Here is a 17,437-nt window from a genome sequence, read left to right as displayed (position 1 = left end):
GTTAAAAATTTATCATTTAGAATAACTAAACAGCAAAATTTTTGCCTTGCTATCGCAAAGTTTTATCCACCTCAAAATAGGCTACTTAATTACACCGATTGGTATAAGTGGTTACAAAGAGGGAAAATAATAATGAAACAACTTAACAGACGTGACTTTCTCAAAGCTGCAGGTGTTGCTGCTGCGGCAAGTGTCGCTGCAGGGTGTGCGCAAACATCAAGCTCAAGCACAGCATTTGTGCCGACTCAAAAAGGTAAGTCGGTTATTGGTCTTATCGCACCAAAAATGGACGTAGTTAGAGTTGGGTTCATCGGTGTTGGTCAGCGAGGTTATGGCCATGTGCGCCGTATGAGCCATATTGAAGGCGCTGAAATCGTCGCAATTTGCGATACTCACGATGACGTTTTGGAACGTTCTGCTAATTATCTAGCCGAGCGAGGCTTAAAAAAACCAGCATTGTACCGAGGTGCTGATTTAGCGTATCAAGATATGTTAGCCCGTCATGATATTGATATTGTGATCATCTCAACGCCTTGGAAGTGGCATGCACCTATGGCCATTGACACGATGAACAGTGGAAAGCATGCATTTGTAGAAGTGCCTTTGGCACTCACCGTCGAAGAAATGTGGGACATTGTTGATACTGCGGAGCGCACTCAGAAAAACTGTATGATGATGGAAAACGTCAATTATGGTCGGGATGAGTTAATGGTACTGAACATGGTTCGTCAGGGGCTATTCGGCGAATTACTGCACGGTGAAGCCGCTTATATTCATGAACTGCGTTGGCAAATGAAAGAAATCGAGCATAAAACGGGCTCTTGGCGAACGGGTTGGCATGCGAAGCGTGATGGTAACTTGTACCCAACACATGGCTTAGGCCCTGTTTCTCAATATATGAACATAAACCGTGGTGACCGCTTTGATTACTTAACTTCAATGAGTTCTCCAGCGTTGGGTAGAGCTGCTTATGCACAACGAGAATTCCCTGCGAATCATCAGCGTAACCAATTGAATTATATTGCCGGTGATATGAATACCACCATGATCAAAACGGTTAAAGGCCGCTCCATCATGGTACAACACGATACTACCACGCCAAGACCTTATTCTCGCCATAATCTGATCCAAGGTACCAATGGGGTGTTTGCCGGCTTCCCGAATAGAATCGCACTTGAAAAAGGTGGCAATTTAGATAATTTCCATGAGTGGGAGCATGACATGAACCCTTGGTATGATAAATATGATCATCCACTTTGGAAGAAAATGGGTGCTGAGGCAGAGCGCAATGGTGGCCATGGTGGTATGGACTTCTTAATGTTCTGGCGCATGATTTATTGTTTACGCAACGGTGAAGCGTTAGATCAAGATGTTTACGATGGTGCGGCTTGGTCTGTGATCTCACCTCTTTCAGCTCAGTCTGTCGCGAATCGCAGTGAATCTATTAGTATTCCAGACTTTACCCGAGGGGCATGGAAAAATGCTACGCCATTAGGTATTGTGGGTAGTTAATGGCTTTAAGCGCGCGATGAGCGCGCTTTTTGATTGTCGAGGTGAAATATATGACAAGGTGCTTTGCGATTTTTATTGTTTTGCTTTTAGTTGGTTGTAAAAGCTCGCTTAAGCAAAATAATGTGCCCACTATAAAACCTCAAGTTGAGCAATTTATATCAACCTATCAGGCTAGAGTCGATTTTGATGCATTTTTAAAGCTCTATGCAGATTCTGCACAGTTAGAAGATTTAGTATATGGCCATCACGCTGTTGGAAAATCAGGCATTGCTGCTTTTTATAATTGGAACGGTGGTAATTTTAAAGTAATAGATGATTTAAAGACCTTTAAAGTAGATCGTTTGATTATTGATGAGCAACAGCGGCAAGCCGTTATAACAGGGCACTTTAATGAATTTATTTACCATGGCCAAAAAATGGGACCTTGGCGATTTGTTATGACGCTTCAATTTAATGAAAAAGGGCTCATTACGCACCAGCAAGACTGGATCAATTACACACCCAAAGCGGATTTTATGACGGGTAAAAACCTCAATAAAACTATTCCTTAAAAAATATCAGAGGCTAAAATAGATAAAACGACTTAATTATGGATTTTAAAATGCAGCTCTCTGTAGAAATTAGCAAATATCCACTTCACTCAGACTATATTCCTTTTATCAAAGCCTTTATTGAACGCTTAAATACACACCCAGAGCTTAAAGTGTTAACCAATACAATGTCGACACAGATATTTGGTGAATATGACCTCGTTATGTCGGTACTTCAACAAGAAATGAAACGCTCTTTTGAAGAGTTTGGGAAGATTGTATTTGTGTGTAAGTTCATTTCTGGAGACTTATCGCCGCAATGATTGAATTTTTAAGCGCCACATTTTCCGGTTTTACTGCTATGTCTGGCTGGGAATACATCGCGGTCATACTTTCCTTAGCTTATGTCTTTTTAGCTGTGAAGGAGAATCAATGGTGTTGGCCTGCGGCTTTTCTGAGTACGTTTATCTATACCATCATGTATTGGAATGGCGCGTTGTTGATGGAGTCAGCATTAAATGTATATTACATGGTGATGGCGGTTGTGGGTTGGTATATGTGGCAACAAGGCAAGCAGCCAGGTTCAGTCGCCCCAATTATTTCTTGGCCATTGTTAAGACATATTTACATCATCATTGTCACCGCTTTGACGGCAACTGGTATCGGCTTTGTTATGGACAATTATACGCATGCTGATTTTGCGTATCTAGACAGTTTTACAACCTGTTTTGCTGTGATGACAACTTATTTAGTGGCTAAAAAGGTTTTAGAGAACTGGCTTTATTGGATCATCATTAATGCCGCATCTATGTACCTGTTCTTTGTGAAAGGATATTACCCGACATTTGTACTTTATGTGTTTTATACGGTTATAGCCTGTTGGGGGTACAAACGTTGGTACGAAGAACACGAACAAAGAAATGGCTTACCAATTGCGAGCTTATAGTTTTCAAAACTTGCCAGATAAAGTAAGAGACTTCGTAACAGAGACACTTTATTCTCGGCAAGTTGAGGCTTGTTATCAAATTACTTCTGGGCTTAGTAATCAAAACTATCTAATTGTTGTTGAGCAGAGCAAGTATTTGCTTAAGCAGTATCAAAATGATGTGCCGTTACCAAGCCTGCTTTTTCAACGAACAATATCTTCAACAGTCTGTAATGTTCAGAAAGTCATTCATTGGGATGAGAAAAGCAAAGTAGCCTTATTTACTTACGTCGATGATGTTGAAAACGATATAGAGAAACATCGCTTATGCGATTTAGTAGAAACCATTGCTCAGGTACACCAACAATCTTCAGAGCATCTACAATGCACGCTTGATTTGAAACAAGCTTTGATGAGTTTAGGGTCTTTATTCAAACAGCGTTTTTACTCACAGTGGGAATTCAGCTCAAACTCTCTCAATGTTTATCCTAAGGAGCTAGGGTGTTGCCACAATGACTTGGTTAGAGAAAATGTGATTTCTACTAAGTATGGTGCAGTGCTGATTGATTTTGAGTATGCAGCAGTCGGGGATATTTATTTTGACTTGGCCGGCTTGGTAACGAGTTTTCAACTTGGTGATGAGGAAATCGTCTGGATGTTGAGTATTTACTATGCTTGTATAGGCTCAGAGGTGCCCAGTTACGCAATAGAGAAGTTGTGTGTTTACAGAATGTCTTATTTACTCTTGTGTATTGCTTGGTATGAAGAGCGGGGTGAAGTAGAAAAAGCCACTTCACACACATTACAACTAAAGAGACTAAATGCCACCAAGGCGCTTCGCTAACTCTTTATATTTTTCTACATCAGTTTGATCAAATACCGGATCACCTTGTGCGTCTTCGCCTTTGGCGATTAGTAGGTTTTCACGAGCAAGTCTTTTCACTCTTTCCACTTTAACTTCTAAAAACTCAGCAACTTGCTGCGTGGTCATTTGGCTCATAATAGCTTCCTCTCGATGTGTTAAGCTTTTATTGTTGTTGTTACCGCATTACACGGCGCTTTATGTTAATAAAACGTAGTAACTTGCTGTCTATAATACTGGTAAATCAAAATCTAAGCATAGTCAAAAATACAAAAAACCGCTAAAAAGCATTAATATTTTTGTTTTTAGCCTGTTATTTAATCAGCTGAAAGTGAAATGCTAGTATTTGCAAAGGAATGACATTACTATATGCAGCGTTCGTGTGCTCTCGTGGTGAAATGGATATCACGTAGCTCTCCGGAAGCTGAGTTGCAGGTTCGATCCCTGCCGAGAGCGCCATGAGCATTTTTTAAAAGCGGTTTTTGACCGTAAATAACCACTGCACACTATCGATGTTCTCTTCTCTGTTTATTGGTGCAGCAATATCTAAATGTAACACGATACCTGCATTTGCTCGACTAGGTGCAAGCCTTAATCCCAGACCAATATTCTTGAGTAATGAGTTATCGACGTTTACTTGGGCTTTCCCTGTAACTTTACCTGCATCGAAAAACAGTGCGCCTCCAACTTTGAAAAGGTGCAATAAGTCATACTCCCAGTAATACCGCTTTTCTAAGTTGACCAAAATACTGCGACTACCTTGTTGGTAGTTCAATGGGTAGCCTCTTAAACCTGTTTCTCCTCCTAAAACGAGTTGCTTATCTGCAGTTAAGTTCTTTGCATATTTTAATGATAAGTTGGCAAACCATGATTGTTGTATGCTGGTGTTAAGATAATACTGAACATTCAAAGTACTAATAAAGTTTCTTGCTTTATTTTGAGTTGTATTCCATTCGCCCTGTACATTGGTGTTTAACCTCCACAGGCTGCGTTCAGTTGTGTAATGTGCTTTGCTTGCTGAAAAGTGATAAATCAAATGGCTATCATCATCAACCCAGTTACTCGATGAATAACCGAGTTTTGCCTGCACATTCCAGCCTAAATTAAGATCTTCTGTACGATAAATAGAGTCAAAGTTACGGACTTTAATATAGTCGTCTTGCAACCATTGACCCTGTAAATATGGGTAAATAACTTCTCGATTTTTAGCAATAGTAAGAAATGAATTGGAAGTTTCAGAAAAGTTATGTTTTTCGTTGTGAAGTCCTACAGTATATCTATATGTCCATTGCTCAGGAGCTTGAACCGCTATGCCATAATAGGCATCTGTCATTTCAGTGTCTTGCAAAAATTCTGAAACAGCTTCATTTCTTGAATAGATAGATTCAACTCGCTTGTTTGAATAGCTATAAAATCCATAGCTTTGCGTTGATTTTATCGAGTAAAAAGGCAAATAAGCACCTAGATAGTGCCTTTCACCATCTGAGTTATCAGCGTATTCGATACGGCCGCGATAGCGACTTGATAAGATAGCCGGGTCGTCATAAACAAATAAATAACCGTTTCGATCTTTATCTTCTGTTGCTGTGAAAGAGAGCCTTTTACCGTATCCGAGTAAGTTAGATTCACGAAAGCCAATGCGGGAAGAGTTTTCACCACCACTGCGGCTAAAGCTAATATCTGGAAGTAAGGTCCACAAATCTCTTGTTACAACCGTAACATGTACTTCGTTTTTGCACGTTTCTTCAGCATAAATACGGGCATCATAAAGGTAGCTTTGCTGACGTAATAAGCGCTCAGATTCTTCTAATTCTTTAATGTTGTATTTAGAGCCTTGGCTAAATAGTAAAGTACTTAAGATAACATCAGGCTCAGTAGTAATATGTGCATTGTTAGCGAAGCGAAATAAAAAGTTATCTTCTTCAGGTAAACTCGTGTCAAAAACGTTTAACTGCTTTAAAGTGATTTTTGTAATGTGTTTATTTTTAGCTTCTTTGGGGAAAGCCTGTTGTGTATCTAGTTGACGTTTTAAGTTTAAGTCATCGCTGTTTTCTTCACGCTGATTGCTACAGCTATTTTCTTGAGAGTCAAAAACAGAAGGAGCAGCAATTGAGGGATCACTAAAATAAAGAATAGGCAATAGACACAATATAGGTCGATATTCTCTTTCAGTCACTTCCTTCCTCCTGCTATTTATCCTCTTTTATATCATTATATTAAGCAGAAAAATTAGAGCCTGTCTAATAATTATGAAAAGGTAGAGAGCAAAAATAGCTGAAGTGGCTCTAGCAATAACTCGGCTTCAATGCCTTCAGAGCTGATCCATAAACTATCACTGTAGTGTTCAAAATTTAGATTAAAATTTTGTCCTTGCCAACAAAAGCGTATCTGATGACGATCCGCACCTTCTGAGGTTTCAAGAATAGAAATAGTGTTATGGTTTAGGAATATTTGCCCCCAAAAGCTAAACTCATCGGCTTCGGGAAAGAAATCAGGTGCGATCTGCAGAAACTTAAATTCAGTGTTGAAGGTAATTTGCGTCATAACTAACTCGCGGCTAAATAATTTCGGATCAATTGCATAAACGGCGCACCATATTTACTAAGCTTGCTAAAACCGACGCCAGAAACATTTAAAAATTCAGCGTCATCGGTTGGCATCTTTTGCGCCATTTCAGCCAACGTTTTATCGTTAAAGACCACGTAAGGTGGTACATCGTCCGCATCTGCGAGCTCTTTTCGCAAACTACGTAATTTGGCGAAAAGCTTTTTATCGTAATTAAATTGTGCCAGTTTGTCTTGATAAACGTGTTTAGCCTGCAAGCGTGGTTCAGCCAATTGCAATACATATTCACCACGTAATACAGCTCTAGCAGCTTCAGTAAGCTTGAGGCTTGCGCCTTGAGTAATATCTTGTGCAAGTAACCCATGGTGGACAAGTTGTCGCAATATGCTCAGCCAGTACTCGACACTATGACTTTTGCCTATACCATAGGTACTCAATTCATGGTGACCGTTATCGCGAATTCGACTAGTATTCGCACCTCTCAGTAAATCAACTATATACCCTAAGCCAAATCGTTGTTGTGCACGATAAACACAAGAGAGAGCCTGTTGAGCCACTAAAGTACCATCGAAACGTTTTGGAGGGTTTAAGCAAATATCGCAGTTGCCACAAGGTTCTCTTTGATATTCGCTAAAATAGTTTAATAAAATTTGTCGACGGCAAGTTTGTGCTTCCGCAAAGTTTGCCATAGCTTGAAAGCGTTGTTCTTCTACTTTACGTCTTGCTTCATCGGGAATATCTTCGAAAAAACGTTTGACGCGACCTATGTCAGCGGGGTCAAAATACATGATGGCTTCTGCTGCAAGTCCATCACGACCTGCACGGCCAGTTTCTTGATAGTAAGCTTCGATACTTTTAGGTATATCGTAGTGAAGCACAAATCGTACGTTTAATTTATTAATACCCATGCCGAATGCAACCGTAGCAACGACAATATTAATATCGTCTCTGGCAAAAGCTTTTTGCACGAATTGGCGTTGCTCATTACTCATACCAGCATGGTAAGCGGCGACATTAAAGCCTGCTTCGGCAAGCTTTTCAGATATATCGTCTACACGCTTACGACTGGTGCAATAAATAATGCCGCTTTGGCCCTTTTGCTCTCGCAAATAGCGCATAAGCTGAGAAAGAGGCTTGAATTTTTCTTCAATGGTGTAGCGAATATTTGGTCTGTCAAAGCTACCGGTATGAATATAAGGGGCATTTAATCCCAGTTGGTGCGCAATATCATGACGTGTAGCAATATCTGCAGTTGCCGTTAAAGCCATCATAGGACAATGAGGAAAGTGCTGTTTAAGCTCACTTAACCTACGATAATGGGGTCTGAAATCATGTCCCCAGTGAGACACGCAGTGAGCTTCATCAATAGCAAAAAAACAAACGTTTAAGCTTTTTAATCTTTGAATAAAATCAAATTGCAGCGCCTTTTCTGGCGCAACATACAGCAATTTCAATTGACCATCTGCTAATTGATTAAAAATTGCATTTTGTCGAGCAAAATCTACCGTGTTATTGATATATGCAGCGCTTACTCCAATGGCTTGAAGCTGAGAGACTTGATCTTCCATCAACGAGATCAAAGGTGAAATAACAACGGTAGCTCCATTGAATAAAAGTGCTGGGATCTGGTAACACAATGATTTACCACCACCAGTAGGCAGTAATACTAAAGTATCTTGTCCACTTAATGCCGCATTAATAACTGCCTCTTGGCCAGCTCTAAATTCAGCGTAGCCAAAAGTCTCTTTTAATGCTTGCTTAGCAAGGGTTGAATGTTCGCAGATTGGGTCTGATTTCATGGCGGGCATTTTAGTGGCTTTTGCTTTACTTGTCTGTAAATTTATTTGCGCTGATGTGTTTGACGGTTTACAGCCTTCGGCAAAGTTATGTCGGTTAGTTCCTATTTTCTGTCTATTTGCAGGCATCCTGGCAATGTATAATGGCTTTTTACTTCCTGAGTCGTGTCGATGCTAAAAAATGAAACCCAACAGGGCTACCTTTATGCTGTGTTAGCATTTTTAATGTGGGGAATGGCCCCAATTTATTTCAAACAGATTGAATCGATAGCTGCGCTAGAGATTTTGACTCACCGAGTGATTTGGTCTGTACTTTTTCTGATCCTTATCTTATTTGCAGTAAAGCAATGGCATCAGATCCAGCATGTCATTAAAAAGCCAAAGTTATTAGGTATGCTCTGTATTAGCTCAACCTTATTAGGTTTTAATTGGGGGCTGTTTATTTGGGCGGTAAACAATGATCATATGCTTGATGCAAGTCTTGGCTATTATATAAACCCTTTATTAAATGTACTTCTTGGGGTGGTATTTCTTTCCGAGCGTTTGAGGAAGTGGCAAATCATAGCAGTAATTATTGCGTCACTAGGTGTGCTTCTACAGGTAATAGCCTATGGCTCTTTTCCTGTCGTAGCATTTGCGCTTGCAAGTTCTTTTGCAATATATGGGCTTTTAAGAAAGAAAATGCCAGTAGAGTCATTGCCAGGTTTATTAATAGAAGCACTCATATTAATGCCTTTCGCAATTTTATATTGGTATTTGACCCCTGCGACAGTTAGTTCAGATATGTTTAGTAATGAAGCGCTCTTAAATATATTGTTGATCAGTGCAGGCGTGGTAACAACTTTACCTTTACTCTGCTTCATTGGGGCTGCTAAACGTCTACCCTATTCTACACTTGGCTTATTTCAATATTTAGGGCCTAGTATTATGTTTACTTTAGCAGTGACACTCTATGGAGAGGTATTCTCTGTCGAGAGGGCTGTGACATTTGCTTGTATTTGGGGGGCACTGGCTTTGTACAGCTGGGATAGCTTGAGAGCGAGTAAAAACCAATAGAAAGTTATGAGAGTGGCATGGCAATAAACTTGCCACTCGTTTTAATCGAATAATAATGTGATTAACTTATGACTTTATTACGTCCAGAGTGTTTTGCTTCATAAAGCTTGATGTCAGCTTCCTTAATTAGGCTGTCTACATTCGTACTAGCGGTATTACAAAAACCAATAGAGACGGTAAAATGTATATTATGCTTTGTTAAGCCAGCACTATGGGTATCGAGGTAAGCTCTAAATTTATCTAATAAAGCTAAGCTTTCATCTTGTGAATCATTGGCAAAGTAAACCGCAAATTCCTCACCTCCAAGCCTTGCTGTAAGCTGGCCCGGAAAATGAGAATCGAAGGCATGTGCAAGCGCCTTAAGTACTTCATCTCCTGCATCGTGGCCATAGTTATCATTTATTGCTTTAAAATGATCAACATCAATCATAGCCAAACCGACTTCGGCATTTGAAGCTGATTTTTGTCTTAATGATTTGTTAGTGAATTCAAAAAAATAACGTCTATTTGGTAAGCCAGTTAAGTAATCTGAATTAGCTTGACGCTTAATTGTAGCGATATACTCGAGCATATCGACGTTTTGGCTCAACCTACAATAGAACTCTTCAGCATTAAAGGGTTTTCTAAGATAGTCGTTCGCACCTCTTTTTATAAATCGAGCTGAGAGGTGCAATGCATTTGAACTTGAAATACCAATAATCGCTTTCTCATCATTTGAATATTGAAGACGTATTTCGCTACATAAATCTTCTCCATTCATATTTGGCATTTCGTTATCAGTAATCACCACTGAAACTTCCGGGTTCTCTTTTAATACCTTCAGTGCTTCAATACCATCGCATGCTTCTATTACTTTATATTTGTGTCTTACTAATAGAGAGCTGATGTAGTTTCTAGTCTGACGCGAGTCATCTACTACCAATACCTTAACATACTCGTTTCGCGGTAATCGTATAAGTTGTTTTTTAAGATATTGATATGCCTGCTTATTTTCCTTGGTTATGTAATCAATGATTGGGTATTTCTCGACAGTCTCACGAGTTTGATTGTCTAGATTACCAGTCATGACAATCGTGGGGATATCAGAATTCACAGTATAATGAATTGCCTCGCCATTAGGTGCATCTGGCAAGATGAAGTCGACGACTGCGCAAAAGTAAGTGTTTTTAGCAAGTAATTCTTTGGTTTGAGCTAATGATTCAGCTATGTCTGCTTCATAACCAGCAGATACAGCAATATGTTTTTGCACTCTAGCAATCGTGGGGGTGTCTTCGATAATTAGGATTCGACGTGTCACTCAGTACTCGCTCGGTAATTCACCTATACATTTATTATTAACCTTAACCTATCTACTAAGCAATTCAACACTAAATTGTAAATATAAGGAACAATAAAGTTTTTTCTATAAATTACGAAATAATTAATTCCTCTTCTATAATTTATAGATGAAACATACTTTTATGACGTTTTCAATGCAGTTTATTTGCAATTATTTGACTCTATTGTGTTGTGTGTAATATTTCTGTCATTAACTGCTGAGAAACTAACGTCGTTTTGAATCATCATGTGTTGCGATATTGAGGAAAATTACATGAAACTAGTTAAATCAACACTTCTTCTTGCTGTACTAGGTGCTATCTCTGCGAATGCTCACGCAGATGTTAAAGTTTACGGCAAAGCAAATGTATCTGTTCAATCAAGTGATGAAGGTGCAGGAAGTGCGACAGAAATTAAAAGCAATGCGTCACGCTTTGGTTTTAAAGGCTCAGAAAAACTAGATGGTGGCCTAGAAGTAATTTATAAGCTTGAGTTCCAAGTTGACGTATCTGATGCAGATTCAAAGGGTGACTCTGACAATATTACTGCAAGAAACCAATTTGTAGGTTTGAAAGGAAGTTTCGGTGAGGTTGTAATCGGTAGAAATGATACTGCTTTCAAACTGTCACAAGGTAAGGTTGATCAATTTAATGATTTAGAAGCTGACGTTAAAAACCTATTCAAAGGTGAGAATCGTTTAGGTAATACAATTTCATATAAGTCAGCAAGTTTTAATGGCTTCAAAGTATTGGCAACATTTGTAGCTGAAGATTCTACAGACGGCGAAAATGGTTACTCAGGTGCAATTACCTATGGTGACTCGGGGCTTAAAAAGTCTAAGTATTATGTTGCTATTGCAGGTGACAGCGAAGTAAAAGGTTATGACGCTTTTCGTGTTACAGGTCAATTTAAAGCAACTGATGCACTTAAACTAGGTGCTATGTATCAGAAGCAGGAAAAAGTTGACGGTACAGGTACCGCAGATGGCTTCTTATTAAATGCTGCATATGGCTTCGGCAAGAATACATTCAAAGTGCAATACCAAACAATTGACTTTGATGCAGTAGAATCTAAAGATGTAGATGGTTTTAGTGTTGGTATTGATCACAAGCTAAATAAATCAACCAAACTATATGGCTTCTACTCAACAGTGGATGAAGACCAAGGTACAGAAGAAGATTACTTAGGTCTTGGTATTGAATATAAGTTTTAATATCCATCTGGAAGGTATTATATAAAGCAGGCTTAGGCCTGCTTTTTGTTTTTTTGTGCGTCAGAAATGAAAATGATGTACGAAAAGCAAACAAAAGCAGGGTGCTTTTAGTGTTTTTGTTCTCTTTTTGAGCGGTTGAACACTTTTCTCGAAATTAATTGAAAAAAGGGGTTGCGCGCTTTTAAATTCTCCCTATAATGCGCACCCACTGACACGGGGAGAGACGCTGAAAAGCAAATCAAAACGATGTCGAGTCAAATAAAACTTAATATTAAATAACTTTTAAAATTAAGTGTTGACATAAAAAGTGAAGTCGTTATTATGGCGCTCCACTTCGCAGCAAGGCTGCGGCGACAAGCAAAAGCTTAGTCGCACTCCGGTAACCGGAATGTTCTTTAAAAATATGAAGCAATCATCTGTGTGGGCACTCGTACAGATTGAGTTCTAACAGCTCTTGATTCAGGAGCAAAAAATTTAGAGTCTCAATTTCTTATGAGTGACTATATAGTCAATTTATACAGAATTCATTGAGCACGAATCTTCGGATTCAAAAAACTTTTAATTGAAGAGTTTGATCATGGCTCAGATTGAACGCTGGCGGCAGGCCTAACACATGCAAGTCGAGCGGTAACATTTCTAGCTTGCTAGAAGATGACGAGCGGCGGACGGGTGAGTAATGCTTGGGAATATGCCTTAGGGTGGGGGACAACAGTTGGAAACGACTGCTAATACCGCATAACGTCTACGGACCAAAGGGGGCTTCGGCTCTCGCCCTTAGATTAGCCCAAGTGGGATTAGCTAGTTGGTGAGGTAATGGCTCACCAAGGCGACGATCCCTAGCTGGTTTGAGAGGATGATCAGCCACACTGGAACTGAGACACGGTCCAGACTCCTACGGGAGGCAGCAGTGGGGAATATTGCACAATGGGCGCAAGCCTGATGCAGCCATGCCGCGTGTGTGAAGAAGGCCTTAGGGTTGTAAAGCACTTTCAGTAAGGAGGAAAGGTTAGTAGTTAATACCTGCTAGCTGTGACGTTACTTACAGAAGAAGCACCGGCTAACTCCGTGCCAGCAGCCGCGGTAATACGGAGGGTGCGAGCGTTAATCGGAATTACTGGGCGTAAAGCGTACGCAGGCGGTTTGTTAAGCGAGATGTGAAAGCCCCGGGCTCAACCTGGGAACTGCATTTCGAACTGGCAAACTAGAGTATGATAGAGGGTGGTAGAATTTCAGGTGTAGCGGTGAAATGCGTAGAGATCTGAAGGAATACCGATGGCGAAGGCAGCCACCTGGGTCAATACTGACGCTCATGTACGAAAGCGTGGGGAGCAAACGGGATTAGATACCCCGGTAGTCCACGCCGTAAACGATGTCTACTAGGAGCTGGGGTCTTCGGACAACTTTTCCAAAGCTAACGCATTAAGTAGACCGCCTGGGGAGTACGGCCGCAAGGTTAAAACTCAAATGAATTGACGGGGGCCCGCACAAGCGGTGGAGCATGTGGTTTAATTCGATGCAACGCGAAGAACCTTACCTACACTTGACATACAGAGAACTTACTAGAGATAGTTTGGTGCCTTCGGGAACTCTGATACAGGTGCTGCATGGCTGTCGTCAGCTCGTGTTGTGAGATGTTGGGTTAAGTCCCGCAACGAGCGCAACCCCTATCCTTAGTTGCCAGCGATTCGGTCGGGAACTCTAAGGAGACTGCCGGTGATAAACCGGAGGAAGGTGGGGACGACGTCAAGTCATCATGGCCCTTACGTGTAGGGCTACACACGTGCTACAATGGCGCATACAGAGTGCTGCAAGCTCGCGAGAGTTAGCGAATCACTTAAAGTGCGTCGTAGTCCGGATTGGAGTCTGCAACTCGACTCCATGAAGTCGGAATCGCTAGTAATCGCGGATCAGAATGCCGCGGTGAATACGTTCCCGGGCCTTGTACACACCGCCCGTCACACCATGGGAGTGGGTTGCTCCAGAAGTAGGTAGCTTAACCTTAGGGAGGGCGCTTACCACGGAGTGATTCATGACTGGGGTGAAGTCGTAACAAGGTAGCCCTAGGGGAACCTGGGGCTGGATCACCTCCTTAACGATTTAGAACAGATTTGTTCGTAGTGTCCACACAGATGATTGTTGAATAGAATTAGAGAACACAAACATTGTTTGGGTCTGTAGCTCAGCTGGTTAGAGCGCACGCCTGATAAGCGTGAGGTCGGTAGTTCAAGTCTACTCAGACCCACCACTTCTTCTCGATGCTGCGTTATAAAGCTCGTCGTTTAGTCGAACTAAACTTCCTCGCTTTATGCCTTGCCTCAAAAAGAAGCTCGGTCAAACAATGTATTCCTAGTAATGTGGGGCTATAGCTCAGCTGGGAGAGCGCCTGCCTTGCACGCAGGAGGTCAGCAGTTCGATCCTGCTTAGCTCCACCACTTTACTACTTACTCCTCATAGATAAATGCTTTGACTTCAGAGTCTTTAACTCTGAGAAGTAATTCTCTTGCTCTTTAAAAATTTGGAAAAGCTGATAATTAATTCTTTTAGAAGAAATTCTAAAAAGAGTTTTCAAAAGTAAAACAATGCCGATAAACATTCATTTGTTTATTAGCGTCTACTTTAGTATTCAATATTAACTTCTGGCGAAGTTAAAACTGTCTTTGACACATACACCTCAAAGTAATAAACCATTTTGGGTTGTATGGTTAAGTGACTAAGCGTACACGGTGGATGCCTTGGCAGTTGGAGGCGATGAAGGACGTACTAACTTGCGATAAGCCTAGTCAAGCCAGTAAGAGGCGCTTGAGACTAGGATTTCCGAATGGGGAAACCCACCTGCTTGCAGGTATCGTTAACTGAATACATAGGTTAACGAGGCGAACGCGGAGAACTGAAACATCTAAGTACCCGTAGGAAAAGAAATCAACCGAGATTCCGAAAGTAGCGGCGAGCGAAATCGGACTAGCCCTTAAGCTTTAGTGTAGTTAGTGGAACATTCTGGAAAGTTTGACGATACAGGGTGACAGTCCCGTACACAAAAACTTATCTAAAGTGAAATCGAGTAGGTCGGAGCACGTGAAACTTTGACTGAATATAGGTGGACCATCATCTAAGGCTAAATACTCCCAACTGACCGATAGTGAACCAGTACCGTGAGGGAAAGGCGAAAAGAACCCCTGTGAGGGGAGTGAAATAGAACCTGAAACCGTGTACGTACAAGCAGTAGGAGCCCCTCGAGGGTGACTGCGTACCTTTTGTATAATGGGTCAGCGACTTATATTTTGTAGCGAGGTTAACCGTTTAGGGTAGCCGTAGCGAAAGCGAGTCTTAACTGGGCGTTGAGTTGCAAGGTATAGACCCGAAACCCGGTGATCTAGCCATGGGCAGGTTGAAGGTTGAGTAACATCAACTGGAGGACCGAACCCACTAACGTTGAAAAGTTAGGGGATGACCTGTGGCTTGGAGTGAAAGGCTAATCAAACCGGGAGATAGCTGGTTCTCCCCGAAATCTATTTAGGTAGAGCCTCGGACGAATACTTACGGGGGTAGAGCACTGTTAAGGCTAGGGGGTCATCCCGACTTACCAACCCTTTGCAAACTCCGAATACCGTAAAGTAATATCCGGGAGACACACGGTGGGTGCTAACGTCCATCGTGGAGAGGGAAACAACCCAGACCGTCAGCTAAGGTCCCAAAGTGTATGTTAAGTGGGAAACGATGTGGGAAGGCTAAAACAGCTAGGAGGTTGGCTTAGAAGCAGCCATCCTTTAAAGAAAGCGTAATAGCTCACTAGTCGAGTCGGCCTGCGCGGAAGATGTAACGGGGCTAAACATACCACCGAAGCTACGGCTGCATACATTAGTATGCGGGGTAGGGGAGCGTTCTGTAAGTGGCTGAAGGTGTGCCGGGAGGCATGCTGGACATATCAGAAGTGCGAATGCTGACATGAGTAACGATAATGCGGGTGAAAAACCCGCACGCCGGAAGACCAAGGGTTCCTATCCCATGTTAATCAGGGTAGGGTAAGTCGACCCCTAAGGCGAGGCTGAAGAGCGTAGTCGATGGGAAACGGGTTAATATTCCCGTACTTGGTATAATTGCGATGGGGGGACGGAGCAGGCTAAGCAAGCATGGCGTTGGTTGTCCATGTGAAAGTGAGTAGGCTGAGAACTTAGGCAAATCCGGGTTCTTAAGGCTGAGACACGAGACGAGTTTCTACGGAAATGAAGTTGCTGATGCCCTACTTCCAGGAAAAGCCTCTAAGCTTCAGATTATACCGAATCGTACCCCAAACCGACACAGGTGGTCAGGTAGAGAATACTAAGGCGCTTGAGAGAACTCGGGTGAAGGAACTAGGCAAAATTGTACCGTAACTTCGGGAGAAGGTACGCTCCTATCTGTGATGAGATTTACTCTCTAAGCGGACGGGAGCCGCAGTGACCAGGTGGCTGGGACTGTTTATTAAAAACACAGCACTGTGCAAAATCGTAAGATGACGTATACGGTGTGACACCTGCCCGGTGCCGGAAGGTTAATTGATGGGGTTAGCTTAGGCGAAGCTCTTGATCGAAGCCCCGGTAAACGGCGGCCGTAACTATAACGGTCCTAAGGTAGCGAAATTCCTTGTCGGGTAAGTTCCGACCTGCACGAATGGTGTAACCATGGCCACGCTGTCTCCACCCGAGACTCAGTGAAATTGAAATCGCAGTGAAGATGCTGTGTACCCGCGGCTAGACGGAAAGACCCCGTGAACCTTTACTACAGCTTGGCACTGAACATTGAGCCTACATGTGTAGGATAGGTGGGAGGCTTTGAAGCAGCGTCGCTAGATGTTGTGGAGCCATCCTTGAAATACCACCCTTGTATGTTTGATGTTCTAACATAGGCCCCTAATCGGGGTTGTGGACAGTGCCTGGTGGGTAGTTTGACTGGGGCGGTCTCCTCCCAAAGAGTAACGGAGGAGCACGAAGGTTGGCTAAGTACGGTCGGACATCGTACGGTTAGTGTAATGGTAGAAGCCAGCTTAACTGCGAGACAGACACGTCGAGCAGGTACGAAAGTAGGTCATAGTGATCCGGTGGTTCTGAATGGAAGGGCCATCGCTCAACGGATAAAAGGTACTCCGGGGATAACAGGCTGATACCGCCCAAGAGTTCATATCGACGGCGGTGTTTGGCACCTCGATGTCGGCTCATCACATCCTGGGGCTGAAGTCGGTCCCAAGGGTATGGCTGTTCGCCATTTAAAGTGGTACGCGAGCTGGGTTTAGAACGTCGTGAGACAGTTCGGTCCCTATCTGCCGTGGGCGTTTGAGAATTGAGAGGGGCTGCTCCTAGTACGAGAGGACCGGAGTGGACGAACCGCTGGTGTTCGGGTTGTGATGCCAATTGCATTGCCCGGTAGCTACGTTCGGAATCGATAACCGCTGAAAGCATCTAAGCGGGAAGCGAGCCTCGAGATGAGTTCTCACTTTAACTTTAAGTTAACTGAAGGGCCGTTGGAGACTACAACGTTGATAGGCTGGGTGTGGAAGTGTAGTGATACATTAAGCTAACCAGTACTAATTACCCGTGAGGCTTAACCATACAACGCCAAAGTGGTTTTAGCTCAGAAGCTAATATGAACTAGAGTAGAAGTTTTAGAATTATCAGATTTTTTCCGAAT

General features: G+C 42.2%; 12 protein-coding genes, 3 tRNA genes and 2 rRNA genes. 12 read left to right on the top strand and 5 right to left on the bottom strand.

Annotated elements, in window-relative coordinates; genetic code table 11:
• Positions 1–132: 132 nt before the first annotated feature.
• The 5 genes from PP2015_RS14845 to PP2015_RS14825 are packed head-to-tail and all read left to right on the top strand — an operon-like array spanning position 133 to position 3,811.
• A complete protein-coding gene (locus PP2015_RS14845) occupies positions 133–1,512 on the top strand; it encodes a Gfo/Idh/MocA family protein (protein ID WP_058031042.1) in 1,380 nt (459 codons plus the stop codon).
• A gap of 50 nt (positions 1,513–1,562) precedes the next feature.
• Positions 1,563–2,063: a nuclear transport factor 2 family protein gene (locus PP2015_RS14840; protein ID WP_058031041.1), complete on the top strand. Its 501-nt coding sequence runs from the start codon at positions 1,563–1,565 to the stop codon at positions 2,061–2,063.
• 50 nt (positions 2,064–2,113) lie between these two features.
• Positions 2,114–2,365 (top strand): YkoF family thiamine/hydroxymethylpyrimidine-binding protein, encoded by a 252-nt coding sequence (locus PP2015_RS14835; RefSeq protein ID WP_058031040.1) that lies wholly within the window; start codon positions 2,114–2,116, stop codon positions 2,363–2,365.
• Positions 2,365–2,988, top strand: a complete 624-nt coding sequence (pnuC, locus tag PP2015_RS14830) for a nicotinamide riboside transporter PnuC (protein WP_058031665.1) — start codon at positions 2,365–2,367, stop codon at positions 2,986–2,988. Before PP2015_RS14835 ends, pnuC begins: the two co-directional genes overlap by 1 nt.
• Complete coding sequence (locus PP2015_RS14825; protein ID WP_058031039.1) at positions 2,963–3,811, top strand: phosphotransferase; 849 nt, start codon at positions 2,963–2,965, stop codon at positions 3,809–3,811. The genes pnuC and PP2015_RS14825 overlap by 26 nt, the downstream gene beginning before the upstream one ends.
• On the opposite strand, the gene PP2015_RS14820 is transcribed toward PP2015_RS14825, so the two are convergent.
• Positions 3,785–3,967 (bottom strand): hypothetical protein, encoded by a 183-nt coding sequence (locus tag PP2015_RS14820; protein WP_058031038.1) that lies wholly within the window; start codon positions 3,965–3,967, stop codon positions 3,785–3,787. The genes PP2015_RS14825 and PP2015_RS14820 overlap by 27 nt on opposite strands.
• Positions 3,968–4,213: 246 nt before the next feature.
• Between PP2015_RS14820 and PP2015_RS14815 the strand changes: the two genes are divergently transcribed.
• Positions 4,214–4,288, top strand: a tRNA-Arg gene (locus PP2015_RS14815).
• A 10-nt stretch (positions 4,289–4,298) separates the two neighbouring features.
• On the opposite strand, the gene PP2015_RS14810 is transcribed toward PP2015_RS14815, so the two are convergent.
• The 3 genes from PP2015_RS14810 to recQ all read right to left on the bottom strand — a co-directional run bounded on the left by PP2015_RS14810 (position 4,299) and on the right by recQ (position 8,193).
• Positions 4,299–6,005, bottom strand: coding sequence for a BamA/TamA family outer membrane protein (locus PP2015_RS14810; RefSeq protein WP_405127335.1), 1,707 nt, complete (start codon positions 6,003–6,005; stop codon positions 4,299–4,301).
• Between the two features lie 71 nt (positions 6,006–6,076).
• Positions 6,077–6,373: a DUF3630 family protein gene (locus tag PP2015_RS14805; protein WP_058031036.1), complete on the bottom strand. Its 297-nt coding sequence runs from the start codon at positions 6,371–6,373 to the stop codon at positions 6,077–6,079.
• A gap of 2 nt (positions 6,374–6,375) precedes the next feature.
• Positions 6,376–8,193 carry a DNA helicase RecQ gene (gene recQ, locus PP2015_RS14800; RefSeq protein WP_058031664.1) on the bottom strand — a complete coding sequence of 606 codons (1,818 nt, stop codon included), beginning with the start codon at positions 8,191–8,193 and terminating at the stop codon, positions 6,376–6,378.
• A gap of 168 nt (positions 8,194–8,361) precedes the next feature.
• Here recQ and rarD point away from each other — a divergent pair, with 168 nt between their 5' ends.
• The gene (rarD, locus tag PP2015_RS14795; RefSeq protein WP_058031035.1) at positions 8,362–9,246 is read left to right on the top strand and encodes an EamA family transporter RarD; all 885 of its coding nucleotides are present in this window, start codon (positions 8,362–8,364) and stop codon (positions 9,244–9,246) included.
• Positions 9,247–9,307: 61 nt separating this feature from the next.
• Here the strand turns inward: rarD and PP2015_RS14790 are convergent, their stop codons facing one another.
• The gene (locus tag PP2015_RS14790; protein WP_058031034.1) at positions 9,308–10,543 is read right to left on the bottom strand and encodes a response regulator; all 1,236 of its coding nucleotides are present in this window, start codon (positions 10,541–10,543) and stop codon (positions 9,308–9,310) included.
• Positions 10,544–10,837: 294 nt separating this feature from the next.
• Between PP2015_RS14790 and PP2015_RS14785 the strand changes: the two genes are divergently transcribed.
• From PP2015_RS14785 to PP2015_RS14765, 5 genes are all read left to right on the top strand, one after another.
• Complete coding sequence (locus PP2015_RS14785) at positions 10,838–11,776, top strand: porin (RefSeq protein ID WP_058031033.1); 939 nt, start codon at positions 10,838–10,840, stop codon at positions 11,774–11,776.
• A 559-nt stretch (positions 11,777–12,335) separates the two neighbouring features.
• A 16S ribosomal RNA gene (locus PP2015_RS14780) occupies positions 12,336–13,868 on the top strand.
• A gap of 76 nt (positions 13,869–13,944) precedes the next feature.
• A tRNA-Ile gene (locus PP2015_RS14775) sits at positions 13,945–14,021 on the top strand.
• A gap of 111 nt (positions 14,022–14,132) precedes the next feature.
• Positions 14,133–14,208 (top strand) — tRNA-Ala (locus tag PP2015_RS14770).
• A 268-nt stretch (positions 14,209–14,476) separates the two neighbouring features.
• Positions 14,477–17,358: ribosomal RNA gene (locus PP2015_RS14765) — 23S ribosomal RNA — on the top strand.
• The 16S and 23S rRNA genes sit together here with 2 tRNA genes alongside, the layout of an rRNA operon.
• Positions 17,359–17,437 lie beyond the last annotated feature (79 nt).

Origin of the sequence: Pseudoalteromonas phenolica (assembly GCF_001444405.1) — a bacterium.
Lineage (GTDB): Bacteria > Pseudomonadota > Gammaproteobacteria > Enterobacterales > Alteromonadaceae > Pseudoalteromonas > Pseudoalteromonas phenolica.
Note: the sequence above shows the minus strand (reverse complement) of the source record. Positions and strands in the feature narration are given on the sequence as shown.

Excerpts from the sequence above, each read along its gene's own strand:
- recQ (WP_058031664.1), bottom strand. The coding sequence starts at position 8,193 with ATGAAATCAGACCCAATCTGCGAACATTCAACCCTTGCTAAGCAAGCA.
- PP2015_RS14845 (WP_058031042.1), top strand. The coding sequence starts at position 133 with ATGAAACAACTTAACAGACGTGACTTTCTCAAAGCTGCAGGTGTTGCT.
- PP2015_RS14825 (WP_058031039.1), top strand. The coding sequence starts at position 2,963 with ATGGCTTACCAATTGCGAGCTTATAGTTTTCAAAACTTGCCAGATAAA.
- rarD (WP_058031035.1), top strand. The coding sequence starts at position 8,362 with ATGCTAAAAAATGAAACCCAACAGGGCTACCTTTATGCTGTGTTAGCA.
- PP2015_RS14785 (WP_058031033.1), top strand. The coding sequence starts at position 10,838 with ATGAAACTAGTTAAATCAACACTTCTTCTTGCTGTACTAGGTGCTATC.
- PP2015_RS14805 (WP_058031036.1), bottom strand. The coding sequence starts at position 6,373 with ATGACGCAAATTACCTTCAACACTGAATTTAAGTTTCTGCAGATCGCA.
- PP2015_RS14840 (WP_058031041.1), top strand. The coding sequence starts at position 1,563 with ATGACAAGGTGCTTTGCGATTTTTATTGTTTTGCTTTTAGTTGGTTGT.
- PP2015_RS14835 (WP_058031040.1), top strand. The coding sequence starts at position 2,114 with ATGCAGCTCTCTGTAGAAATTAGCAAATATCCACTTCACTCAGACTAT.
- PP2015_RS14820 (WP_058031038.1), bottom strand. The coding sequence starts at position 3,967 with ATGAGCCAAATGACCACGCAGCAAGTTGCTGAGTTTTTAGAAGTTAAA.